The 23,945-nt window shown below is 54.1% G+C and carries 20 protein-coding genes; 18 read left to right on the top strand and 2 right to left on the bottom strand.

The genetic code is table 11. The features are described 5' to 3' along the window. Positions 1-87 precede the first annotated feature (87 nt). The 15 genes from AC127K_RS00225 (at position 88) to AC127K_RS00155 (ending at position 17,274) form a co-directional block, all read left to right on the top strand. Entirely contained in the window at positions 88-2,067 is a 1,980-nt protein-coding gene (locus AC127K_RS00225) for a ribonuclease J (RefSeq protein WP_483721145.1), read from the top strand. A 115-nt stretch (positions 2,068-2,182) separates the two neighbouring features. Then, complete coding sequence (locus AC127K_RS00220) at positions 2,183-4,093, top strand: DHH family phosphoesterase (protein WP_483722206.1); 1,911 nt, start codon at positions 2,183-2,185, stop codon at positions 4,091-4,093. A gap of 46 nt (positions 4,094-4,139) precedes the next feature. After that, a complete protein-coding gene (rplI, locus tag AC127K_RS00215) occupies positions 4,140-4,586 on the top strand; it encodes a 50S ribosomal protein L9 (protein ID WP_483721144.1) in 447 nt (148 codons plus the stop codon). 58 nt (positions 4,587-4,644) lie between these two features. Then, positions 4,645-6,039 carry a replicative DNA helicase gene (dnaB, locus tag AC127K_RS00210; protein ID WP_483721143.1) on the top strand — a complete coding sequence of 465 codons (1,395 nt, stop codon included), beginning with the start codon at positions 4,645-4,647 and terminating at the stop codon, positions 6,037-6,039. Beyond that, a complete protein-coding gene (gene tilS / locus AC127K_RS00205; RefSeq protein ID WP_483721142.1) occupies positions 6,026-7,429 on the top strand; it encodes a tRNA lysidine(34) synthetase TilS in 1,404 nt (467 codons plus the stop codon). Before dnaB ends, tilS begins: the two co-directional genes overlap by 14 nt. Positions 7,430-7,441: 12 nt before the next feature. Next, complete coding sequence (gene hpt, locus AC127K_RS00200; protein ID WP_294540186.1) at positions 7,442-7,984, top strand: hypoxanthine phosphoribosyltransferase; 543 nt, start codon at positions 7,442-7,444, stop codon at positions 7,982-7,984. A gap of 129 nt (positions 7,985-8,113) precedes the next feature. Beyond that, positions 8,114-10,108, top strand: a complete 1,995-nt coding sequence (ftsH, locus tag AC127K_RS00195; protein ID WP_483722205.1) for an ATP-dependent zinc metalloprotease FtsH — start codon at positions 8,114-8,116, stop codon at positions 10,106-10,108. Positions 10,109-10,150: 42 nt separating this feature from the next. Then, positions 10,151-11,191: a hypothetical protein gene (locus AC127K_RS00190; RefSeq protein WP_483721141.1), complete on the top strand. Its 1,041-nt coding sequence runs from the start codon at positions 10,151-10,153 to the stop codon at positions 11,189-11,191. A gap of 157 nt (positions 11,192-11,348) precedes the next feature. Next, entirely contained in the window at positions 11,349-11,726 is a 378-nt protein-coding gene (locus tag AC127K_RS00185) for a GntR family transcriptional regulator (RefSeq protein ID WP_483721140.1), read from the top strand. 56 nt (positions 11,727-11,782) lie between these two features. Beyond that, complete coding sequence (locus AC127K_RS00180; protein ID WP_483721139.1) at positions 11,783-12,586, top strand: hypothetical protein; 804 nt, start codon at positions 11,783-11,785, stop codon at positions 12,584-12,586. A 13-nt stretch (positions 12,587-12,599) separates the two neighbouring features. Next, the gene (locus AC127K_RS00175) at positions 12,600-14,084 is read left to right on the top strand and encodes a hypothetical protein (protein ID WP_483721138.1); all 1,485 of its coding nucleotides are present in this window, start codon (positions 12,600-12,602) and stop codon (positions 14,082-14,084) included. Further along, positions 14,081-14,866 carry a hypothetical protein gene (locus tag AC127K_RS00170; protein ID WP_483721137.1) on the top strand — a complete coding sequence of 262 codons (786 nt, stop codon included), beginning with the start codon at positions 14,081-14,083 and terminating at the stop codon, positions 14,864-14,866. Before AC127K_RS00175 ends, AC127K_RS00170 begins: the two co-directional genes overlap by 4 nt. 14 nt (positions 14,867-14,880) lie before the next feature. Continuing rightward, a complete protein-coding gene (locus AC127K_RS00165; protein ID WP_483721136.1) occupies positions 14,881-16,314 on the top strand; it encodes a hypothetical protein in 1,434 nt (477 codons plus the stop codon). Beyond that, positions 16,307-17,038, top strand: a complete 732-nt coding sequence (locus AC127K_RS00160) for an ABC transporter ATP-binding protein (RefSeq protein WP_483721135.1) — start codon at positions 16,307-16,309, stop codon at positions 17,036-17,038. Before AC127K_RS00165 ends, AC127K_RS00160 begins: the two co-directional genes overlap by 8 nt. A 2-nt stretch (positions 17,039-17,040) precedes the next feature. After that, the gene (locus tag AC127K_RS00155) at positions 17,041-17,274 is read left to right on the top strand and encodes a winged helix-turn-helix domain-containing protein (protein WP_294540161.1); all 234 of its coding nucleotides are present in this window, start codon (positions 17,041-17,043) and stop codon (positions 17,272-17,274) included. A gap of 61 nt (positions 17,275-17,335) precedes the next feature. On the opposite strand, the gene AC127K_RS00150 is transcribed toward AC127K_RS00155, so the two are convergent. Beyond that, positions 17,336-18,298 (bottom strand): RluA family pseudouridine synthase, encoded by a 963-nt coding sequence (locus AC127K_RS00150; RefSeq protein ID WP_483721134.1) that lies wholly within the window; start codon positions 18,296-18,298, stop codon positions 17,336-17,338. Positions 18,299-18,375: 77 nt separating this feature from the next. Here AC127K_RS00150 and AC127K_RS00145 point away from each other — a divergent pair, with 77 nt between their 5' ends. Further along, the gene (locus AC127K_RS00145) at positions 18,376-19,149 is read left to right on the top strand and encodes a JAB domain-containing protein (RefSeq protein ID WP_483721133.1); all 774 of its coding nucleotides are present in this window, start codon (positions 18,376-18,378) and stop codon (positions 19,147-19,149) included. Positions 19,150-19,202: 53 nt separating this feature from the next. On the opposite strand, the gene hpf is transcribed toward AC127K_RS00145, so the two are convergent. Then, on the bottom strand, positions 19,203-19,718 hold the full coding sequence (gene hpf, locus AC127K_RS00140; protein ID WP_294540155.1) for a ribosome hibernation-promoting factor, HPF/YfiA family: 516 nt from the start codon (positions 19,716-19,718) through the stop codon (positions 19,203-19,205). A gap of 196 nt (positions 19,719-19,914) precedes the next feature. Between hpf and recQ the strand changes: the two genes are divergently transcribed. Then, positions 19,915-21,762, top strand: coding sequence for a DNA helicase RecQ (gene recQ, locus AC127K_RS00135; RefSeq protein ID WP_483721132.1), 1,848 nt, complete (start codon positions 19,915-19,917; stop codon positions 21,760-21,762). 127 nt (positions 21,763-21,889) lie between these two features. Further along, positions 21,890-23,944, top strand: coding sequence for an excinuclease ABC subunit UvrB (gene uvrB, locus AC127K_RS00130; protein ID WP_483721131.1), 2,055 nt, complete (start codon positions 21,890-21,892; stop codon positions 23,942-23,944). Position 23,945: the final 1 nt, after the last annotated feature.

The raw sequence follows: 23,945 nt of genomic DNA, 5'->3' as shown, positions 1-23,945 counted from the left end.
TACGATGCAAAGAACGATCCCGCCGAAATCGAGGCTCGGCCGTGTGCGTGCAGACCCGTCGGTGCGGAATATTCCGGAGGTATTTGAATGGAAGAAATGAATCAGAATCAGAACCCCAAGCGTCCGGCGCAGAAGCGTACCCGGCAGAACAACGGTCAGAATACCCAGTCCCGTCGCCCCCGGGGAGAAGGTAAGCCCCAAAAGGCACAGGGCGCAGGCAAGAAGAATGCCGCACAGGAGCCGAATAAGGCCCCCAAACCGCAGCGGGCACCTCGCGGTGGCAGAGGGGACGGCCAGCGCCGTATGCCGCGTCAGAATAACAACCAGCCGCGGCTGGCTGCTCCGGCGCAGGCACCGCGTTTGCCGCGCCGCCGCCAGAATTCCCCGATTTATGATGAACCGGCAATCCCCATGCACATCTGCCCGCTGGGCGGCCTTGGCGAGGTAGGCAAGAACATCACTCTGTATGAGTGCCAGGGGGACATGATCCTGGTGGACTGCGGCCTGGTTTTCCCGGATGAGGAAATGTTCGGCGTGGACCTGGTTATTCCCGATTTCACCTATGTTCTGGAGAACAAGGACCGCATCAAGGGACTTTTTATCACCCATGGGCATGAGGATCATATCGGCAGTCTGCCGTATTTGCTGAAAAAGTTCAATGTGCCTATCTATACGGCCAAACTGACCATCGGACTCATCAAGAACAAGCTGGAAGAACACGGTCTGGCTTCCAGCGCGGAATTCCATGAAATCCGTCCCCGCCAGAAAATCCATCTGGGCTGCTTTACTGTGGAGCCCATCCATGTGAACCATTCCATTCCCGACGCACTGGCTTTTGCCATTGAGTGTCCGGCTGGCGTTGTGCTTCATACCGGTGACTTCAAGATCGATTATACGCCGCTGTCCGGGGATGCCGTTACGGATCTGTCCACCATTGCCGAATATGGCCGCCGCGGCGTGCTGGCATTGCTGGCTGATTCTACCAACGCTGAGCGCCCCGGCTTCACCGCTACGGAGCAGACCGTGGCGGAAGGGGTGCGCCGTCTGTTCCTGAAGGCGGGCAATCGTCGGATCATTGTGGCCACGTTTGCCTCCAACATTTATCGGATCCAGCAGATCATTGAGCTGGCAATCGAAAGCGGCCGCAAGGTGGCCGTGAACGGGCGCAGCATGGTCTCCAATACCGAGATGGCGCGGGAACTGGGGTATATCCGGGTGCCGGATAATGTACTCATTGATATTGAGGAAGTGAATAAGTATCCCCCGGAGAAGGTGGTCCTGATCACCACCGGCAGTCAGGGGGAACCGCTTTCCGCACTTTCCCGTATGGCGCAGGCAAGCCACCGTACCGTCAAGGTGGGACCCAGCGACTTCATCATTATTTCGGCCCGCCCCATCCCCGGCAATGAAAAGACGGTCACCAAGGTGGTGAACGGCCTTCTGACCCTGGGGGCAGAAGTGATTTATGAAAACATGTACGACACACATGTGTCCGGACATGCCTGCCAGGAAGAACAGAAACTGATTCTGACTTTGGCGCATCCGCAGTACTTCCTGCCCGTGCATGGTGAATTCAAGCAGCTCAAGCGTCATGCCGAAACGGCGGAACATCTGGGCTATATTCCCAAGGGCAACATCTATATTGCGGAAAACGGCCAGAACCTCCGGATTTCTCAGGATGGACTGACTGTGGAAGGCACGGTACCCTCCGGCGCGATCATGGTGGACGGGTACGGTGTGGGCGATGTCGGCAACGTCGTTCTGCGGGATCGGCACCACTTGTCCGAGGATGGCATCATCATCGTTACGGTGGCGGTAGATGGCCGGAATGGCCAGGTCGTTTCTGGACCGGAACTGGTCTCCCGCGGTTTTGTGTATGTCCGCGAAAGCGAAGAACTGATGGAGGGGGCACGCACTCAAGTGGAGATGGCGCTGGACCGCAGTCTGGCCGAAAATATGCACGACTGGGCCAGTGTCAAAGCACGTGTGCGGGAAGCTCTTTCCAGCTATATTTACCGCCGCACCAAGCGCAGTCCCATGATCCTGCCGATCCTGATGGAAGTGTAAAATACGGCGCGGGATTTCTCGCGCAGGACCTTCAACAGCCGAGGATACCATGAAAAACAAAAGAAGTCTCGACAATATTGTCCCGATCATTCTGCTGGCAGCGGCTTGTTTGGCAATGATTATTCCGGTGGCTATCGTGAATCCTCTTTGCCTGATCGCCCCCGCCGTGGCAATGCTAGCCGTGGCAATATTGGTGTTCGTCAATATTCAGCGGCTGCGCCGATTTGTGGCAGCCAATCTTTGTGGCCGCAAATTTGAGGACAGCAAGCTGCAATATTCCCTGGCGGAACTCCCGGTGCCGGTTATGCTGCTGGACGGCAAAACCATTGTCTGGTATAATGACCTTTTCCGGGAGCAGGTGCTGGCGGGCGAAGATGCCGTGCAGCCTGCGGTAGACAGATTCCTGCCGGGGTTTGATCCGGCGGTCTGTTCTCGGCCGCACGGGCAGGATCTGGCGGCCAACGGAAGCCGCTTCACCGCCTATGCAAGTCCGGTCAAGGGCGCGTCCGGCGGCAGTCTGGTCTATCTGATTGACGATACCTTTTTCAAGGATACCCTGGATGAGTACAATGCCAGCCGGCCTGCCTACCTCAACATTGTGATCGACAGCTATGACGAACTGTTTACCGATATGAAAGATTCGGAGCAGGCGCATGAGCTGGAGGCCATCAACCGTCTTCTGGAAGATTATTTCGCCGAGACAACCGGCTTCCTGCGTCGGGTCTCCAACAATCGGTATATTGCGGTTGTGGAAGAGCGTGACGCGCGCCGGATGATCGAAAAGCGCTTTGATATTCTGGATAAGGTACGCGCTCTGAATCCCAGCGGTATGCTTACCATTTCCATTGGCCTGGGACATGGCGGTAAAACCTTGTTTGAGTGTCAGGAGATGGCCCGGGAAAGTATTGATATCGCCCTGGGCCGTGGTGGCGATCAGGCGGCGATCAAGACAGTGGACGGCTTTGAGTTTTATGGCGGCGTGTCTCACGGCGTGGAAAAGCGTAGTCATGTGCGCAGCCGTATTATCGCCAATGCACTGGCAGACCAGATTCGCCAAAGTGACAGTGTCATCATCATGGGACATCGGATGTCCGATCTGGATGCCCTTGGTTCGGCCATTGGCGTTCTTCGGATGTGCAAGATGTGCGAGGTGCCTTCGGTTATCGCAATCCAGAGGAATGCCACTCTGGCCGGTGCGCTGCTGGATGTGTTCGATGAAGCCGGAGAAGAGCATAATTTTATTGAACCAAAAGAAACGCTGGATCTGATCACACCGGATACCTTGTTGATTGTGGTGGATACGTACCAGAAGTATCTTCTGGAGAGTCCGGAAATTTACGCGAAATGCAAGCGCGTGGTCGTCATTGATCACCATCGCATGGCGGTGGGGCATATTGACGATCCTGTGCTGCTGTATCATGAGCCTTACGCGTCCAGTGCCAGTGAGCTGGTGTGCGAGTTGCTGCAGTTCATGCCGGCGGCAGACAATATCACGCCGTTGGAAGCACAGGCTTTGCTGGCAGGTATTATGCTGGATACACGCAGTTTTGCGCTGCATGTGGGTGTCCGTACCTTTGAGGCGGCCGCCTGGCTGCGCAGCCGGGGTGCCAAAACGGCAGAAACAAAGCTGCTGTTCAACGTTTCGAAGGAAGAGTATGAAGCCCGCGCTTCCATTGTGGAAAGCGCCTACATTTATAAGGGATGCGCCGTAGCAATTTCCGGTGAACTGGAACCCGGTATGAGTGTGGTGCTGCCCATGGCGGCCAATGATCTGCTGACCATCAATGGCGTGGATGCCAGCTTTGTGGCGGTGGCCAAAAACGGGGGAGTCAACATTAGTGCCCGAAGCATGGGGGCACTCAATGTGCAGGTCATTCTGGAGCCCCTGGGGGGCGGCGGACACCTTACAATGGCGGGGGCACAGCTCAAAGATTGTACGGTGAAGCAGGCGGAGGCCCGTATCCGGGAACAGATCGACCGGTATCGTGCCGCACAGGCACAGAGCAAAGCCGATCTTCGCTTGTGATAGAAAGCTGATTCTTATTTTTTACATAAAGAGGGGAGAAACCACTATGAAAGTCATTCTCAAGCAGGACGTCAAGACGATTGGCAAAAAAGACGAGATCCATGAAGTGTCCGACGGGTATGCCCGCAATTTTCTGTTTCCCCGTGGTCTGGCCGCTCCGGCAGATGCCAATGCTCTGAACACTGCGCGGACCAAGAGCGAGGCCAAGGCCCATCATGAGGCGGAAGCCCGTGCGGCTGCAGAGGCCCTTGCCGCGCAGATCAAAGACAAGACTGTGACCATCAAGGTCAAGGGCGGCGCCTCCGGCAAACTGTATGGCAAGGTCACCGGCAAGGATGTTGCCGAAGAACTGGGCCGCATGATCGGCGCTGAGATTGACAAGAAGAAGGTCGAACTGCCTTCCTCTATCAAGGAGTTCGGTTCTTACGATGCACAGGTCCGTCTGTACGCAGGTGTTGCAGCCGGGTTCAAAGTCAAGGTGGAGGAACTGTAAAGCAATATGTCTTTACAGAATATGACAAAAGAAAGTGTGAGCCGAAAGGGGTGTTTGTATGCCGGCCGGTGAATTGAGTTTGTCCAGTCTGGGCATACAGATGCCCTATAACATGCAGGCCGAGCAGAGCGTTCTTGGCGCTGCGCTGATGGATGAGACCATTCTCAACCGACTGATTACGCAGCTGGAACCGGATATGTTTTATTCGGACCAGAACCGTGCTATATATGAGCAGATGCGTGTGCTTTTTGCGGACAGCGAAGCGGTGGATGTCATTACGCTGGTGGACGCATTGGCGCAAAATCCTGCCTTCAAAGGGGCAGATGACGCTAAAATCTATATTGCTCATATTGCCGAGACGTTGCCGGCTATTTCCAACGTCGATTCTTATTTTAAGATCGTCAAGGAAAAGTATCAGACCCGCCGACTCATTGAAGCAGCCCGCTCCACTTTGGAGCAAGCCATCAATGAACCGGACGCAGATATGCTGCTGGAAAGCGCGGAACAAAAGCTGTATGATATCCGGGGCGGACAGGATAAATCCGGTGTGAAGACTATCCAGGATTCAATTCTGGAAGTTATCGATACCATGCAGAAACTCAGCGGTACAGACCGTGACAAGTTTGCAGGTATTCCTACAGGGTTCCACTATTTGGATAACGTGCTTACTGGTCTGGGACGTTCGGACCTGATCATTCTGGCAGCCCGCCCCGGCATGGGCAAAACAAGTTTTGCCTTGAATATTGCTACAAACGTGGCGCGGCAGCAAAAAGTTCCTACCATCATTTTCAGTTTGGAAATGACCTGCGAACAGCTCACAGACCGTATCCTGTCCAGTGTGGCGGGCATTGACAGTCAGGCTTTCCGGACCGGTCGCTTAAACAATTCGGACTGGAACGATTTCGCAACGGCCACTTCGCTGCTGTATAGTGTGCCTATTTACATGGATGATTCCTCCGGTATTTCCGTGCCGGAATTGAAAGCGAAAATCCGCCAGATCAATCAGGACCCAAAGAAGGAAAAGATCGGACTGGTCATCATTGATTATCTGCAGCTGATGCAAAGCGCCAAGCGTACGGAAAGCCGTGTACAGGAAATCAGTGATATCACCCGTAACCTGAAGATCATGGCGAAGGAATTGAATGTGCCGGTCATTGCACTGTCTCAGCTGTCCCGTGCGGCGGAAAAAACCACCGGACGTTCAGACCACCGTCCGCAGCTGTCGGACCTGCGTGATTCCGGTTCTATCGAACAGGACGCTGACGTGGTACTTTTCCTGTATCGCGCCGCGTATTACAATCGGCAGAACGGCGAAGCCGAACAGGCCAATGAGAATGAAGCTGAATGCATCGTAGCCAAAAACCGCCACGGTGAAACCAGCATTGTTCGGCTTGGCTGGGACGGCGCACATACACGCTTCAGCAATTTGGATGAGATTCATGAACAGTATTGATGCTCAAAATGTCATTGACAAGACCGAACAGACCTTGCTTGCCTACTGTAAGCAGCAGGGCTTGTTCAAGTCTGGCGACAGGGTCATCGTGGCCTGCTCCGGTGGGGCGGACTCCATGGCCCTTTTGCTGTTTTTACTGCGGTGCCGTCGGGCTCTTTCCATTGAGGTCCTGGCCACTCATGTGAATCACGGCATCCGTGGTGCGGCGGCCGATGCAGATGAAAAATTTGTTTCCCGGTTCTGTGAAGATCGTTCCGTGGAATTGTTCCTTTACAGTGCAAAGCGCGCAGGTGTGCAGATTCCGGCGCATCCCAGTGAGGACTGGGCCCGTACATTGCGGTATACCTGGTTTGATGAACTGGCGGTGCGGGAAGAGGCACACATTGCGACCGCACATACCATGTCTGACCAGATGGAAACGATTTTGCTGCGTATGGCGCGCGGTACTGGCTTGCACGGCCTTGGCGGGATACAGCCGCACCGGGGTGTGTATGTGCGGCCGATGTTGTGCCTGACCCGTGGCGAAACGGAGGCATACTGCGCCGCTCTTGGGCAAAGCTATGTGCAGGATGAAACCAACGCCCGGGACACCTATGCACGCAATCGGGTACGGCATGACGCAGTGCCGGCGCTTTTGTCGGTCAATCCTGCGGCGGAGCGCTGCATTGGCCGCCTGTGCCGCCAGATGCAGCAGCTGGATGCTTGGCTGTATGCGGAAGCTGCTGCTCTTTTGCAGGCGGCGGCTACATCCCGGGGATATGATCTGCAGATGCTGCGGGATGCGGAAGGCCCTGTGCTGGACGCTGCTTTGCACAGTCTGGTTTCTCCGGTACGGGATGCGGAAGAGAAATATGTCAGCCTGCTTCGTTTTCTGGTCATCAAGGGAGAGGGCGCTTTGCAGCTGACGCAGGATGTGACCTATAAGGTTCAGAAGGGACCGGAAGGAAAAGAGCTGGTGCGTATCTCTCCGTCCGGTACGGCGCCGGCACCGGCACCCGCCCAGCCGGCTCGGCCGGGGGTATACCACCTTCCGGGCGGCTATACCATCTCTTTGCGGGTAGAAAAGTATGAAGATTTTCTAAAAAATGCACCAATTTTCAAAAAAGACTTAAACTGTTGCGCGGATTATGCTAAAATAAGCAAGAGTATTATGCTGCGTACCCGACAGCCAGGGGATGATTATCGGCCCCGGGATCGTCATGTGCGCAAAACGCTGAAAAAATACTATAATGAGCTCGCCGTTCCTATGAACGAACGTCCTTTGCTGCCGTTGCTGGCAGATGGCAGTGAGGTGGTTTGGCTGTGGGGATCCGGCTTTGCCGAAGGCTTTGCTCCGGATCGTTTTACGCGGGAAGTGCTTGTTATCCGTACCGAAAAAACGGAGGTTTGATGTATGCAGTCTATGCACCAGGATATTGACCATATCCTTGTTTCGGAAGAACAGCTGCAGGCCAAAGTGGCTGAACTCGGCGCACAGATCAGTGCCGACTATGAAGGCCGAGACCTGCTTTTGGTCTCCATTCTCAAAGGGGCTGTGGTGTTTATGGCCGATCTGATGCGTGCGGTCACCATCCCCTGCGCCATTGATTTCATGGTGGTTTCCAGCTACGGCGGTGCCAATACCAGCTCCACCGGTCTTGTGAAGATCATCAAGGACCTGGATCAGGACTTATCCGGTAAGGATGTGCTGATTGTGGAGGATATTCTGGATACAGGCATCACTCTGTCTCATCTGATGCCCATGCTGCAGATGCGCAAGCCCAACAGCCTGCGTCTGTGCACGATCCTCAGCAAACCCAGCCGCCGCAAGGCCGATATTGAGCCGGATTACTGCGGTTTTGAGGTGCCCGATGAATTTGTGGTGGGCTATGGTTTGGATTATGACGAAAAATACCGCAACCTTCCGTATGTAGGGGTGCTTAAACCGGAAGTCTATTCCAAGTGATTTCCGGTCATTATCATGTGGAACGCCAGTATTATGACGTATCCCGTATAAGGAGTTGATCTTTTGCAACATAAACCGCGCCTCAGCGGTATCATTATTACCGCTGTACTGTTGGTTCTGGTTCTGGTCATGGCGACGACCTACACATCCATGTCCAGCTCCTCCTCCAATACGATGAAGATGTCTGAGGTCATGAACTATTTCGCCGCCAATCAGGTGACGTATTTTGATCTTGACCTCAATACCGGTGTGATCGAGCTGAGTCTGAAAGAAGGACAATACGCCCTGCCCGAGCAAAGCGAAAGCCAGAAACAGGCCACTGGTCTGCTGGCAGAACTTTCCGGCAGTGAGGAGTATGGCCCTCAGAACGGCGGGGTGGTGAGCGTCACCTACAAACTGCCCTATACGGCCTACTTCCTTGAATATGTTCAGGATTATATTGACGCCTACAACGCCGCCAACCCGAATGCGCCCATGGTGTACGACATGGTGGGCCTCAAGACCAGCATTCCTTGGTTTGAGATCCTGCTGTATGCATTCATGATCGGCAGTGTTGTTCTGCTCTTCATGTCCATGTATCGCGGCGGCGCCGGCGGAGGCAGCATTATGAATGTGGGCCGCGCCAAGGTCAAGGACCAGCAGGAGGGACAGCGAAAAGCAACTTTTGCGGATGTGGCCGGTGCTGACGAGGAAAAGGCTGAACTGCAGGAAGTGGTGGAATTCCTCAAGGCGCCCAACAAGTTCAACTCTCTCGGCGCCCGTATTCCTCATGGTGTTCTTCTGGTAGGCCCTCCGGGTACCGGTAAAACGCTGCTGGCCCGCGCTTGTGCCGGTGAGGCCGGTGTCCCGTTTTATGCGATCTCCGGTTCCGACTTCGTGGAAATGTATGTCGGTGTGGGTGCGTCCCGTGTGCGGGATCTTTTCGAAAAAGCGAAGAAGACCATGCCTTCGATCATCTTTATTGATGAAATTGATGCTGTGGGCCGCCAGCGCGGCGCCGGTCTCGGTGGCGGGCATGATGAACGGGAACAGACCCTGAACCAGCTGCTGGTAGAGATGGATGGCTTTGATGCAAACGATGGCGTCATCGTTATGGCCGCCACCAACCGTGCGGACATTCTGGATAAAGCCCTGCTGCGCCCCGGTCGTTTTGACCGCCAGGTCTATGTTGGTCTGCCGGATGTGAAGGGCCGTGAAGAAATTCTGCGGGTTCACACCAAAAACAAACCTCTGGCTCCGGATGTGAGCCTCAAGACCATTGCCAAATCCACAGCCGGGTTCTCCGGTGCTGATCTGGAAAACCTGGTCAACGAAGCCGCTTTGCTGGCAGCCCGTAAAGGTAAAAAAGCGATTACCGAACCGGAAATTGAGGAGGCTTCCATCAAGGTGGTGGCTGGCCCTGAGAAGAAGAGCCGCGTGGTGACCGACAAGGAAAAGCGTCTTACTGCTTATCATGAAACCGGTCACGCGATCACCGGGTATTTCTGCAAGACCCATGATCCGGTGCATCAGATCAGCATTATCCCGCGCGGTGCAGCCGGTGGTTACACCATGTATCTGCCTGAAAAGGATCCCAGTTATGTGACCAAGACAGCCATGAGCGAAAGCATCGTTAGCCTGCTTGGTGGCCGTGTGGCAGAACAGCTGGTATTGGAAGACATTTCTACAGGTGCCTCCAATGACCTGCAGCGCGCCACGGACACCGCGCGCGCCATGGTTACCAGGTACGGGTTCTCGGAGCGGCTGGGACCGGTGGTTTACGGTACGGATCCCAGCGAGACCTTCCTGGGGCGTGATCTTGGTATGGGCAAGGGCTACAGCGAAAACATTGCCGCAGAGATCGACAATGAGATTCGTGATATTGTAGATGAAGCTTATGAGACGGCCCGTCGCATTCTGACCGAGCACATGGATGAGCTGCATAAGGTGGCAGCCGTCCTGATGGAACGGGAAAAGATCAGCGGCGAGGAGTTCAAGACCCTGATGGAAGGCGGACAGCTGCCTCCCTTTGATCTTGGCAAAACGGATGTCGCCTCTGTTCAGACCAACCCTGCCGCATCGCAGGCCGCGGAACCTGCGGTGCAGCCGCAGATGACGGACGCCCCCGAAGCGCCCCAAGAATGACAAGGTAAGGTGGATTGAATCATGGATCAGAATTTTTCTCTTATGGCACAGTCCCGCGCCAACTATTATACGGCGGGAAGCCCGGTTCAGTTTGTTCGTGTGGAACTGCTCAAGGGTGACGTGACCGGTGAGGTGGCCGTTTGCCTGACCTTCAAGAATGTAGGAACCGAGCCGCTGACCGGTTTGGTGGTCCACTTCAAATGCAAGGATGCTGCCGGCCAGATTCTGTGTGAAGATGATTTCTATTACGAGGATTTGAATGCACAGCCCGGAGACCTTTTCGGCAGTGACGATGCGGTCTTTGTGAGCGATACGCCGGTTTCCAGTGTGGAAACGGAACAGGATCGGGCCTTCCTGAATGGCCGCGGCGTGAATCTGCGGGATTATAAACGTGTTCGGCTGCCGCAGCCTCGTGTATTGCCCGGTTCCATTGCCAAGATCCTCCAGAGTCGTACCGGTAAGCCGCAGCTGACTTGTGTGCCTCAGGATACCGAATACGGTTGGTTCTGTGCCTGCGGCGCTTTTCATCCCAATGAAGAAAACGCCCAGGTTTGCAGTGAGTGCGGTGGTGACCGCGCCTACATCAAGGCAAGTCTGACTTCTATCCTGGAGGAAGCCCGCCGTGCGGCGGAGCAGCAACAGCAAGAATTGAATGCGGTGGCCAGTGCTGCCGCAGCGCCGCAGCCGCAGCAAAGCAGTGCGGCAGCTACCGCAGCTGCTGCACAAGCGGCTATCGCCAATGAGGAAGACGAGATCGAAGAGCCTACTGCGCAGTTTAATCCGTCCGCAGAAGCTACCAATGCCGAAATGGCACGTGTTCGTCAATACGCTCCTAACGGGCGCCTGTTCGACGACGATGCGGAAGATGACGAAGACGAAGGAACCCGCATGTTCGATACCGATGATGAGGACGAATACGATGAGGAACCCAAGACTCGCCGCGGTCGCTATGTTGATGACGACGAAGAGACCGAAGACGATGCCATGGCGGAACGCATTATCCGCTGGGCGCCTCCCATCACCGCAGTTGTGTGCGCCTTGATTGTGGCAGTTTCTTTGATTTATTACTTTGTGATTGCCTGATTGGCATTCGAATTTCAATCCCCTGGCCCAATGGTCAGGGGATTTTTCTATGCCTTGAAATCTTTACATCTGAAAGCCAAAATTCTCTTGTATAAATGGTGTACTACTGGTATAATACATACAAAGATGAGAAACAAGGCAAAGGGGGGGAGCGCGATTGGTCAGCTTTCAGGGATTGCGGTTTCATGATCGGTCACCCGTGTACCAACAAATTGCGGAACATCTGAAGCGTCAGATCATGCTGGGGGCCGTGGAGGATGGAGAGCCCATGCCCAGTCGGCGGGAATTGGCGGCACAAACCGGGATCAATCCCAATACAGCCCAGAAGGCATACCGCCTTATGACTGAGGAGGGGTATGTGCAGACCCAAGGCAACAATCTGAGCACAGTTCACCTTACACCGGAACTGCGCAGTTGGATCGAAGATGAACTCAGCCGAGGCCTGGTGCAGCAATTCGTGACAGACGCCAAGGATAACCATCTGTCCTACCGCAAGGTGATAGCTCTGATTAGTGAATTGTGGGGCGAAGAATAAACAGTGATTTTTTTATTGTCAATGTGTATTAGCAATATAGTACATAGGAGGTATGTATGAAAAGGCTGTTACAATATGCGGCTTGGAACTGGTCCATGGGCCGCGGACCGGTCTCCTTTCTTTTGGGGCTGGGGGCAGCTGTGGAGTGTATTTTGCTTTTTACGGCGGCAGCATCCCCCAATCAGTCACACCTGGGATATGGGGATCTTGTGGAGTCCGCCGGCGTTTTGTGGGTAGTGGCGGCAGTGTATCTGGCTCTGCCGTTGTGTGCACAAATACCGCAGGAAATAGCTGCACGGCATACACACGCATCCTGTACGGCGTTGACTCTGCCAATGCCTCGCTGGGCGCTGATAGCAGGCCGTGCTTTGTCTGTTCTTTTGTGGTTCGTGACCGGTATGGCATTACAGATTGTTTTGCTGACGGTGATGTGGGGGCCAACCACAGCTTTGCAGGACAGCGTCTGCGCCGGATGCTTTCAATTTGATGTAACCGCAAAGGGGCAACTTTGGTGGGCACTGGCGGATTGCAGCCTTATGCGGGTGATGATTCCAACAGATTGGATTGGAATGCTTTTTACCGCAATCATGCTTTTGGTCCCGTCCCTTCTGCTTCCATCGGCTCTGGTTCACAGCGGATGGAAGCGGACGGCAGCCGAGCTTGCCGCGCTGGCGGATCAGGCTATTTTGACCGTTTTGATGTTTCAGGCTTTGGTTTGGAATATCGGGTGGGAGCAAATCGTCCAATCACTGCAGCATAGCAGAGCAATGGCGGTGTCAGCGCTGATCGTAGCAGCAATCGCAACGGTGTTGGTCGCATGGGGATTGTGGTCTGTGCACCGGGCCGAGTTGGCAGAGTAAGGGGAGGACAGTCATGAAAAGTAAAAAAGCAGACCGCCCTTACAAAGCCTGTCTTGGAGTCCTGGCGGCAGGCATGCTGGTACTTTTGGCCGGTCAGGGATTTCTGCGTGCAGCTTACCCAAAAGATGCTGTTGCACTTCATATTGAGAGCGGAGACAAGTCCTTGCTGGATGGCTTTACTGTGCATGGACTTTGGAAGCAGAGCACAGCCTCCGCCTTGGCTTTCACTCTTGCCGACGGCGTTCTCTCTGAAAAGCCTCTTTTCCGGACGAGTTCTTACGACCCTCTTCCGCTGCTGGATCAATACCAGCTGTGTGTACCGGATGATGTGATGGCTGCTGTAGACGAGCGGGCAGAGGGCGGTCATATCAGCGGTTCTTATGGAGCGTTTTTCCTGCACACGCCTTATGAAGGAATGCAGTATACAGCGCAGGTAGATACATTGAATCAGGTGTATACCCTCATGGTTACGGATGGGTCAAACCGTTCTGTTCGGTTCAGTCTTGGACAGACCACATTGCCGGAGGCAGTCACCGTAACCGCTGAAGTCTACGACAAAAGCAAAGCGGGGGATTCACATCCTTATATGCTGAATGCCGCAGAAGTGGCAAACGCCGGATATGATATTCGGGACGTGACCATTTTGGATGCAGAAGAACCGGTCAGCTTATACGTCAGCCCCGGTAACGGAGAAGACGGCGGCATATATATGGTCCGGAAATTCTGCTTCCCAGAAGAGATCGAAAAGCTGGTACCGGAAGTGGACGTACAGGGAATGCCGGTTTCCTCTCTGAACCAGGCGTACGGCACGGTGGAAGAGGTTTGCACGCTGGAAGACGGCGAAACGCTGGTCCTGTGTGACAGCTGGAAAAATGCCCGCCTTGAAAACGGACGATGGATTCTCACGAGAAGCGAAGAAGGAAATCTGATTCTGTATCTGCTGGATGGGGAATGGAAATCTGTTGCCAAGCTTCCTCTGGACATATCTTTGACAGCTGGACAAAGTGCTACGGTTCTGCCGTCCTTGCGAATGGATGAGATTGTCTTTGCGATAAAGAATCAGGAAGGCGGCGGTCAGCTTATCGTTTTGCGCATGGACCAGAACTCCATTGAACAACAATCCTGCCTGCCTCTGACAAAGGATTCGCTCCCGATTACGGCCGGTTTCAGTACGGATGGTTCCCGCCTCATGGTGGTGTCCGAAAAGACCGAAAGGCTGGCAGGAACGGTTCCGGAATCTGTGATCCGGCATTATACCGGAGCAGATTCTCTTGCCCAGGAAATTGACTGCAGCATATCGGCAGTGACCGGATGGAATGTGCAAGTCTATTCGGGAAAGGAGAACGCGCAGCCGATGCTTTCCGCATATTTGGATTTTGGCATTGCACAGCGATGGAAACAAGAACTGTGGTTCAGCAAGCTTTACGGCGCTGAGCGGACAATACAGCTCTTCAGTGTGACTGCGGCCTGGGAACAGGCAGGGGAGGGAATGGCATGAAAAGACTCGGCAGGCTGGTAAGTTGGCACTGGCATCTTGTAAGGCGTCCGTTTATGCTGCTGTGCGGCGTGTACGGTGCACAGCAGATGGCGCTTTTGTTGTTGTCTGCCGCCCGGAAGGAGACTCTTGGGATGCAGATGGCAGATTTGTTTATGGGCTGCGGCCAACTACCGCTTTTCTTTGTCACGCTATATCTGGTTTTGCTTACGGCGGCTTCTGCCACCCGCAGCGGTGGGCGGTCCCATATGATGTATACCCTGCACACAATGCCATTTTCCCGGTTGCTGTTTCCGGCCGCCCAGATTCTTCTCTCTTTGTTGTTGCAGATTATTTTTACAGCATGGCAGGTCGTACTGTATACGGTGTTCTATTTTCCGGTAACGGCGCTCAGCGGCAGAGTGGCAGTCGGACTGGTTTCAGGGACTCTGCCTGCGGGAAGCCTGTTTGAGGAAATAAACGCAAATCCTCTTTTTCAGATGCTTTTGCCTGTCAGAGGCGGCAGCTGGATATGGGTGATTGGTTTTATGCTGCTGCTCTCGATACAGTCCGCTTGTATTGCCTGCTGCCGTGGCTTCCGACGCGCGGCTGCTATGTTCTTGGCGATGGGCACGGCAGGTGTTGGTGCGGGAAGCTTATATCTGCGCTATTATATCGAGACCAACAAAGCGTGGGAGTCTGGCGTGAATTTACTGTTGCTTCTGATTCTTGGAGCAGCTGCTTTGCCGGTACTCCAGAACCTGGGCAGTGCCTTGTGGGCTCTGTACCGGGCAGAAAAACTGTGAAGTGGGGGACCGAAATGATGCACACCAAAAAGCAAAGCCCCGCACGGGGACTGGCAGTTCTTGCTATCGTATCGGCATTGGTGCTCGGCATGGGGACAGCAGTGCGGATGGTCGGGCTGCAGAAGATGCAGACCCGCCTTATCGATGAATACGGGGATCATCAGGCGCTGCAGCCCTTTCAGCTTTCGGCCTATTCCCGGTTCCAGGCAGAAAACGCGATTACCTTTGTTGTGCTGGAAAATGGACAGCTCTCCGGTCAAGTGTTCCCGGAACAAGTCCGGTTGCCGGAAAACGCTAGCCTGCCGGATGACTTCGATGACCTTAATATCATCACGATTGCACCCGAAGAACGGGATGCTGTGAACCAAAAGGCCTCCTACAGCGGCAATACTGCCACATCCTCGGCACAGAGTCTCTGGGTCATGCGGCTGATCACGCTGCCGGACAACACATCGCTTCGACTGCATATTGCAGATTACCAGACAGACGAGCCGGTGGAAGTGATGTCTTACCCTGCTGCATGGAGTGGGATGGACTGGGATGTTTTCGGGGACTATGGACGACAGGCATACCCTCAATGGACAAGCAATCTGTATGTGCGCTGGGGAGATTCCTGGATGATCGGGCTGAACAAGGACTCAATCCTTTACCAGCCGGGTATCTGGCGTGTGACGGAAAGCCTCTCCGAAGAGGAGGTTCAGACACTACCCACAGACGGCAAGGTCCAGTACGGTGACATTTCAGTCGATGTACTGAACAAATCTACGGAATATGGGAGTGTAGAGCTCTTCTATGTGCCGCAAAATCTTGAAGAGATTCTGAAATGCGTAACTCTGGATCAATATTTGGGAGTCTTATATCAGGACACAGACGGAAACATCCGGTTTGATTTGGTGGATGAAAATGCCAGTTGCCTGCAGCAGGAACTCATTTTTCAGGATGTGGGAACGGAGTATTCCTGCACACAGGTCAATACGCAACAGGCAGATCAGAGCTGTTTTGTGTTGGGACTGCATCAGGGAACAGATTATCGGATTGTATCTCTTCAATTAGATCAGAGCGGCAAGCTGGAATGGATTGACTTGCCGGGAAATCTGCTCAATGACGGCAGTCTGCTGCCGGGGGCGACTGTGATCCAGCGCAGTGATGACGGAAGGTATCTTCTCTTTGTGGGGCGAGAAGAAAACCAGATCCAGGTTGACCGCGCTTTTCAACAAGTGGATTCCCTATCTTATCCGATCGGCTATCGGCTGAATGTGTATGATCTGAATGAAAAGGACGTGGTATACAGCGGGCTGCTGGATACCGGTGCGGCAAAGGTTTGGGGAAGCTATGTCAGAAATCCGAGTTTCATGTTTTATGGTTTGGCTGGAGAGCTGCTGTCGCTGAACCGGGATTATTATACGGTTTTTCCACAGGAAGCACAGGGAGGGACAACCAATGATTGATGTAAAAAATCTGGAAAAAACCTGGCGCCGTGGCCGTACCCGTGTGGGTCTGCTGCCTACCAGCTTTACGGTCCCCGACGGACAGGTGGTGGGAATCCTCGGCGATAACGGAGCTGGAAAGACCACTTTGCTGCGTGCCATGGCCGGTCTTTTACCGCCAAAATCCGGGATTGCTTTGTTTGATGGAAAACCGGCTGCCAAACAATATGAGCGGATCAGTTATATTACCGGAGAAGGCAGCTATTACCCCAACCTGACAGTGGGGGAGTATGGCGCTTTTCTGGAAGATCTGCATTCTGCCTTTGACCCCAAACGCTATCGTGACTTTCTGGAGTTCTTTCGCCTGCCTGCTGATGTGCGCATTGCACGGCTTTCCACGGGTCAGAAGGCACGTGTGGAACTGGCAGCCGGATTTGCCAAGCGGGCCGATTACTATTTGATGGATGAACCCTTTCTGGGCAAGGATGTATTTACCCGCAAGGATTTTATCAAGCTGATGAGTGCCGTTCTGCACGGAGAGGAAACCATTCTGATCACAACCCATTATCTGGATGATGTGGAACATTTTCTGGATCGTGCCATCGTGCTGCATCAGGGGCGCATTGCGGATGATTTTTTGATGGAAGAGTTGCAGGCAAGCGGCCGGACCTTGGTGGAACGCATGGCCGAAACCTGTGGGTGGGACCCGCAGCGGTACCTGCAGTTCGGAGAAGAGGAGGGATAAGGATGCCTTTGGAAAAGCAGAACAAACTGACGCCCAGTGAACAAGCTCTTTGGAACACGCTGTGTGACAACCGCGGCAAAGCGGTGCCGCGCGGTCAGCTGTTGGCTGTTGTAGGGTACCCGGCGGGGGTCAGTACCCGCACCCTCGATGTACATATCCAGCACTTGCGCCGCAAAATGGGGCAGGAAGCCCGTATCGAGACGGTTTTCCGCATCGGATACAGGCTGGCGGTATAAATCCCTGTACGAAAAAGCAGGTCGGGATAAAATTTCCCGACCTGCTTTGTTATGTGATCGCTCAGTCTTGGTCAAGCGCGTCAAATTGGTGAACAATGGCAGGATCATTCAGTTTGATGACCTGCCCCGAAAGATGGTGCAGACTGTTGGACTCAGGAATGCGGCCGAAGGTCAGCCGCTGTGCACACAGAGCCTGCGTCTTAAAGCCAGTACGCTCGTTGACGGTACGGTTTCCGTACTTGATGTCTCCCAGAACAGGGTGCCCAAGGAATGCCAGATGGGCGCGGATCTGGTGGGTCCTTCCGGTCAGTAGACCGATGCGGCAAAGAGTAAAGGGACCATTGCGGCGAATGGGCGTCACATCGGTGATGATCTGTTTGTATCCTGCCGATTCGTGGGCGTGCACTTTTACCTTATTGCCTTTTTCGCTGTGCTGCAGCCAAGCAACATGTCTTCCGGCAGGCGGAGTTCCGATGGTGATGGTCAGGTACTCCTTTTTCAGCCAATCTTCCCGGATGATCTCGTTCATATCCCGCAAAGCGGCATAGCTTTTGGCCGCGATAACAAGTCCCTCGGTACCGCGGTCCAGCCGATTGCACAAGGCGGGCGCAAACCGGTTTTCTGCCTTGGGGTCGTATTTGCCTTCCTCAATAAGGCGGGCCGTGAAGGCATCCACCAGGTTGGGATCTCCTGTCCGATCACTGTGGCACAGGAGATGGGCAGGCTTGTAGAGTACAGCGATATCCTCATCCTCGTATACCACGGTAACGGCAGGCTGGCGACGCGGCGGCTTTTTTATACTTGTCACCGGAACGGCAGGGAAAAATTCATCATTGATGTACAGCTCAATAATATCCCCGGTTTGAAGGCGGGTATCCGGTTCGCCGCGCTTTCCATTGACCTTGATCCGTTTGTTCCGAAAACTTTTATACATCATGCCGCGTGGCATACCGGAAGTGACTGCCTCCACAAAGCGACTCAGACGCACGCCGTTTTCGTTTTCTCCTGCCGTAAACCTTTTCATCCTTATACCTCTACTTTGCAAAACAATATTTATAGTATATAATAGAAAAAGTCAAACGTAAAGGATGTGCATCCTCTATGGCGCAGGAGAAAAAGGAAAAACCAATCCATGCTGATCATCGTTCCCGTATGCAGGAACGGGTCCGTCGGGAAGGCCTTTCCAACCTGGCGGCCCATGAGGTGCTGGAATATCTTCTGTTCTTTTCCATTCCGCGCAAGGATACCAATGCGCTGGCGCATCGACTGATTCAGCAGTTCGGAAGTTTCTGCAACGTGTTGGATGCCAGCGAGGAAGAACTGCTGAAAGTGGAGGGGATCGGTCCCGCCAGTGCCCGACTGATTGCCAGTATCCGTAAATTTGACCAGTATTATCTGTTGCAGCAGCGCCGAGGAAAGCTGCACCCACTGAACAAGGAAGCCGCTCGTATTGAATATGTGCGGCCGCTGTTTTACGGCGAACATAACGAAATCTGCTACCTGATTGCCATGAATGACCAGTACATGCCCTTGCGGGACATCCGGGTATCCGAAGGCGTGCCCAATCATGTCAGTATCAACACCCGGAAAATGGCACGGGAGGCAGTGGCCAGCGGATGTACCTGTGCCTTTTTGGCACACAATCATCCCTCCGGACTGGCAGTACCTTCCAATGCAGATGTATACGCCACACGTCTGGCGGCGGAAGCGTTGCAGCCGCTGGGAATTCATCTGGTGGACCATATCATTGTGGCACCCACAGATGCGGCCAGTATGATGAAACAGTTTCAGGCATCGCCTGCTTTGACAGCGCAGGCGGCCTTGGCCAGCGAGCCCGGGACACAACCGGAAACAGAAGATGGCGAAAAAGAGTAGAAAAGACGAAAAAGGCGCCGCCCCCGAAAGAGGGCGGCGCCATATTGGGTTCATCAGGCTTCGGGAATCAGCACACCGTAACCACCGTCCGCGCGGCGATAAACGACCTGGACCTCGCCGGAATCAGCGCTGCGGTACAGGAAGAAACTGTGCCCCAGAAGTTCCATTTGCATGATGGCTTCTTCGGTGGTGCAGGGCTTGACGGCAAAGTGCTTTTCACGCACAACGGTCAGCGGCTCTTCCGGTTCGTTGACGGGCGTCTCCTGTGCCGCGGCTGCGGTCAGTTTGTCGCCCAGGCGCTTGCGGTACTTGACCACACGGCGCACCAGAAGATCTACGGCATCACTCAGGGCGTCCTCCATCCGGTCAGAGGCCTTCTCGGCGCGCATGGTCAGCGTGCCGCTGCGCAGCGTCAGTTCTACGGTCTGGCGGCTTTTCTCCACGGTTACCGTAACCTGTGCCTGCGCTTCTTCGGGGAAGAATTTGTCGAGCTTGGCCAGCTTCTTCTCTGCCAGTTCAATGAAGCTGGGCTTCAGCGATACGCGACGACCGGTACATGTGACTTTCATAGGACAACCTCCTTATTTGGCACCGTGTATACGCGGTACCCGGTCTTGGCAGCTGTCAGCGGGACATTTGTCCACTGGCGGTTACCGTATCTCTATTATAGCAACCTTTTCACAAAAAGTAAAATGATTTGCCCTGGCTGTAGAAAAATTTTGTAAAAAGTTCACAGCTTTCGTCCGCGGCAGAAAGGAACGTTCAATGAACCAATATGATGTGCTACAAAAATATTTCGGACACGATACGTTCCGCCCAGGCCAGGAAACGCTGATAGAGGCTATTCTGGCCGGACAGGACGTGTTGGGCGTGATGCCTACCGGCGCTGGCAAATCCGCATGCTACCAGGTGCCGGCCATGCTTTTGCCTGGGCTGACGCTGGTGATCGCGCCGCTTATCTCTCTGATGCAGGATCAGGTGGCCGCTCTGCGGCAGAGTGGAATCGAGGCTGCATGCATCCACTCCGGTATGGACGAAAAGGAATATTGGGATATTGTACAGGGGGCACGCTTCGGACAGTACAAACTGCTGTATGTGGCACCCGAACGGCTGGAAACAGATGGTTTTCTTTCTTTGATCAGCAGCGTGAGGATTTCCCTGGTGGCTGTGGATGAAGCCCACTGCGTATCCCAGTGGGGGCAGGATTTCCGCCCCAGTTATCTGCGCATTGCCGGCTTTCTTGAAAGGCTTGCACCCCGACCGCCAGTGGGGGCATTTACCGCCACTGCAACGGGTCAGGTAAAGCAGGATATTGCCAGACTGCTGGAATTGCGCGATCCTGTTTGCGTTACCACCGGCTTTGACCGTCCCAATCTGTATTTTGCGGTAGAACGTCCGCGTGACAAAGATCAGTTTGTGGAAGACTATATCAAGGACCACCCGGGCAAAAGCGGAATTATCTACTGCTCAACCCGTAAAACGGTGGAGCTGGTATGCACACAATTGCGAAAAGCCAGAATTTCCGCAACACGCTACCATGCCGGCCTGGAAGCGGAAGAACGGCGAAAGAATCAGGAAGATTTTGTCTATGACCGATGCCGTGTCATGGTTGCGACCAATGCTTTTGGCATGGGAATCGACAAATCCAACGTGGGGTTTGTCATCCACTATAACATGCCGAAAAATATCGAAAATTACTACCAGGAAGCTGGTCGGGCCGGACGCGATGGAAGCGCTGCTGAATGTATTCTTCTGTATGCTCTTGGGGATGTGCAGACTGCCCGATTCCTCATTCAGAACAGTCACGATAATGAAGAACTGAATGAGGAACAGGCCCGACAAATTGAAAAACTGGATCTGCAGCGTCTGGACAGGATGGTGGCTTACTGCAAGACCACCCGCTGTCTGCGCGGTTTTCTGCTGGAATATTTTGGCCAGCAGCAGACGGGCGGCTGCGGCAACTGCGGCAACTGTCAGGGAGACTTTGTTCAGACTGACATCACCACTGAAGCACAGAAGATTCTGTCCGGTGTGGCACGCATTGAAAAGCGTTGGCCAGGAGGGCTTGGGGTGGTGGCACTGGTCCAGATGCTGCGGGGTAGCCAGGACAAAAACACCCTGAAACGTGGATTGAATGAATTGCCCACCTATGGGATTATGCGGGATACGCCGCCGGCCCGTATGCGTCTGTATCTTGATGCGTTGGAAGAGCAGGGATATCTTGTCAATACCCAAGGGGAATATCCGGTGGTGCGTCTGGCTGCGAGCGCCAGAGAGGTGCTGTTCCAGGGAAAAGCGGTGACTATGACGGAACGCCGTACCAAGGAAAAAGTGAAAATCCCGGCCAAGGCGAAGGTGTCTGCCCCAACCAATCTTTCTCTTGATCTGTATGAGCGGCTGCGGGCGGTGCGCAGTGAATTGGCCCAGAAACAGCATGTGCCGGCTTATATTATCCTGTCCAACGCGTCGCTGGCTGAAATGGCTTCCAAGTGCCCGAGAACCACAGGGAATCTCATGCGGATTTCCGGTGTGGGAGAGGCTCGCGCACATCGGTATGGGAAGAAATTCCTGCAGGTTATCGCGGAATATCTGGCGCAGAATCCGTCAGAGTAAAGTTGCTTTCGTTTTTGCAAAAAACACTTTACGCCCGGGGAAAAGCATGCTATAATCAAACGAGATACAACCAATTGTTGTAACAACGAAAGCGTCAGAGGATGCAAAAGACAAAGGGGGACGGGACGTGAGTCAAGAGGCAAATGCAGAACTGCAAGGCGTGTTTCATCTGAAAGCGCCGTTTTCACCTACGGGTGACCAGCCGCAGGCTATAGAAGCACTGGTCAGAGGAATTGAAGCAGGGGACAAGGGGCAGACGCTTTTGGGCGTGACCGGTTCCGGCAAGACCTTCACCATGGCCAACATCATTGCCCGGTGTAACCGTCCGACCCTGATTCTGGAGCCCAACAAGACCCTGGCATCCCAGATCTGTACCGAGATGCGCAGTTTCTTCCCGGATGATGCGGTGGAGTATTTTGTCTCCTACTACGATTACTATCAGCCGGAAGCGTATATTCCTTCCACGGACACCTACATTGAAAAGGATAGCGCCATCAATGATGAAATTGACCGTTTGCGGCATTCGGCTACTGCTGCACTGTCGGAACAGCGCAATGTGATCATTGTGGCCAGCGTTTCCTGCATCTACTCGTTGGGCGACCCTATCGATTACCGCAGCATGGTCATCAGTCTGCGCCCCGGGATGCAGATGGAGCGGGATGAACTCTGCCGCCGTCTGGTCAAGCTGCAGTATGAGCGCAACGATATGAACTTCATACGCAACAAATTCCGTGTGCGGGGAGACATTGTGGATATTCATCTGGCCTACAACGATGAGTTTGCCATCCGGGTGGAGTTCTTCGGAGATGAGATCGATCGTATCAGCGAGTTTGACCCCTTGACCGGGGAACGCCGCAACATCATACGCCATGTGGCCATCTTCCCGGCCAGTCACTACATCGTCGGGCCGGAAAAGATGAAGGAAGGCCTCGTGAAAATCAACGAGGAGATGGAGCAGCAGGTCAAATTCTTCACGGAGCAGGGAAAACTCATTGAGGCTCAGCGTATTGCCCAGCGCACCAAATATGACATGGAAATGCTGCAGGAAGTTGGCATGTGCAAGGGTATCGAGAACTACTCGGCAGTGCTGTCCGGCCGTGCACCCGGTTCCACTCCCACCACCTTGCTGGACTACTTCCCCAAGGACTTTTTGCTGATGGTGGACGAAAGCCATGTTATGCTGCCTCAGGTGCGGGGCATGTTCGGCGGTGACTACAGCCGCAAAAAGACCCTGGTGGAATATGGCTTCCGCCTGCCTTCGGCTTTTGATAACCGCCCGCTGAAATTTGAAGAATTTGAATCCAAAATAGGGCAGACTATTTTTGTAAGTGCAACCCCCGGCGCTTATGAGAGGGACCATTCCTCTCGCGTGGCAGAACAGGTGATCCGGCCCACCGGTCTGCTGGATCCGCTGATCAGTGTGCGACCGGTGGAGGGGCAGATTGAAGACCTTCTTGGAGAAATTCGTCTGCGCATCGACCGCGGCGAACGTGCGCTTGTCACCACTCTGACTGTGAAAATGGCGGAAGACCTGACCGACTTCCTGGAAGAGCATGGCGTCAAGACCAAATATATGCACCACGAGGTGGATACCTTTGAACGCATGGAAATCATCAAGGATCTGCGTACCGGTGCAATCGATGTGATCGTAGGCATCAACCTGCTGCGTGAAGGTCTGGACCTGCCGGAAGTATCCCTCATCGCCATTCTGGATGCGGATAAGGAAGGATTCCTGCGCAGTGAGACCAGTTTGATCCAGACCATCGGTCGTGCTGCCCGCAATGCCAATGGCGTGGTCCTGATGTATGCCGACGAGGTGACACCCAGCATGGAGCGGGCTATCACCGAGACTGAACGTCGCCGCACCATTCAGGACGCCTATAATAAGGAACACGGCATTACTCCCAGAACCATTGTCAAAGCCATTGGCGGCGGCCTGGAGATCAGTATGTCGGAAGAAAACAAAAAGATGCGCCGCAACCGCATGAGCCGTGCCGAGCGGGAACAGACCATTGCCCGCTTGACCAAGGAGATGAAGGAGGCGGCCCGTCTGCTGCAGTTCGAGCACGCTGCTTTCCTGCGGGATGAGATTGAGCGGCTGCAGCGCGGGGAAGACCCCACCAACAAAGAGGAGAGCCCGCGCCGCACGGCGGGCAAAGCCCGAAAAGGCAGGAGGAAATAAA

This window comes from Subdoligranulum sp. DSM 23681, assembly GCF_057005535.1.
The sequence above is the reverse complement of the archived record's forward strand: the minus strand, read 5'-3'. Positions and strand labels throughout refer to the sequence as shown.

Bases quoted from the DNA above. Each gene is read 5' to 3' on its own strand.
- AC127K_RS00155 (WP_294540161.1), top strand. From the start codon at position 17,041: ATGCCTTTGGAAAAGCAGAACAAACTGACGCCCAGTGAACAAGCTCTT.
- AC127K_RS00225 (WP_483721145.1), top strand. From the start codon at position 88: ATGGAAGAAATGAATCAGAATCAGAACCCCAAGCGTCCGGCGCAGAAG.
- dnaB (WP_483721143.1), top strand. From the start codon at position 4,645: ATGCCGGCCGGTGAATTGAGTTTGTCCAGTCTGGGCATACAGATGCCC.
- AC127K_RS00190 (WP_483721141.1), top strand. From the start codon at position 10,151: ATGGCACAGTCCCGCGCCAACTATTATACGGCGGGAAGCCCGGTTCAG.
- AC127K_RS00220 (WP_483722206.1), top strand. From the start codon at position 2,183: ATGATTATTCCGGTGGCTATCGTGAATCCTCTTTGCCTGATCGCCCCC.
- AC127K_RS00150 (WP_483721134.1), bottom strand. From the start codon at position 18,298: ATGAAAAGGTTTACGGCAGGAGAAAACGAAAACGGCGTGCGTCTGAGT.
- ftsH (WP_483722205.1), top strand. From the start codon at position 8,114: ATGGCGACGACCTACACATCCATGTCCAGCTCCTCCTCCAATACGATG.
- AC127K_RS00160 (WP_483721135.1), top strand. From the start codon at position 16,307: ATGATTGATGTAAAAAATCTGGAAAAAACCTGGCGCCGTGGCCGTACC.
- AC127K_RS00165 (WP_483721136.1), top strand. From the start codon at position 14,881: ATGATGCACACCAAAAAGCAAAGCCCCGCACGGGGACTGGCAGTTCTT.
- recQ (WP_483721132.1), top strand. From the start codon at position 19,915: ATGAACCAATATGATGTGCTACAAAAATATTTCGGACACGATACGTTC.
- tilS (WP_483721142.1), top strand. From the start codon at position 6,026: ATGAACAGTATTGATGCTCAAAATGTCATTGACAAGACCGAACAGACC.
- AC127K_RS00170 (WP_483721137.1), top strand. From the start codon at position 14,081: ATGAAAAGACTCGGCAGGCTGGTAAGTTGGCACTGGCATCTTGTAAGG.
- rplI (WP_483721144.1), top strand. From the start codon at position 4,140: ATGAAAGTCATTCTCAAGCAGGACGTCAAGACGATTGGCAAAAAAGAC.
- AC127K_RS00145 (WP_483721133.1), top strand. From the start codon at position 18,376: ATGGCGCAGGAGAAAAAGGAAAAACCAATCCATGCTGATCATCGTTCC.
- AC127K_RS00180 (WP_483721139.1), top strand. From the start codon at position 11,783: ATGAAAAGGCTGTTACAATATGCGGCTTGGAACTGGTCCATGGGCCGC.
- hpt (WP_294540186.1), top strand. From the start codon at position 7,442: ATGCACCAGGATATTGACCATATCCTTGTTTCGGAAGAACAGCTGCAG.
- hpf (WP_294540155.1), bottom strand. From the start codon at position 19,718: ATGAAAGTCACATGTACCGGTCGTCGCGTATCGCTGAAGCCCAGCTTC.
- AC127K_RS00175 (WP_483721138.1), top strand. From the start codon at position 12,600: ATGAAAAGTAAAAAAGCAGACCGCCCTTACAAAGCCTGTCTTGGAGTC.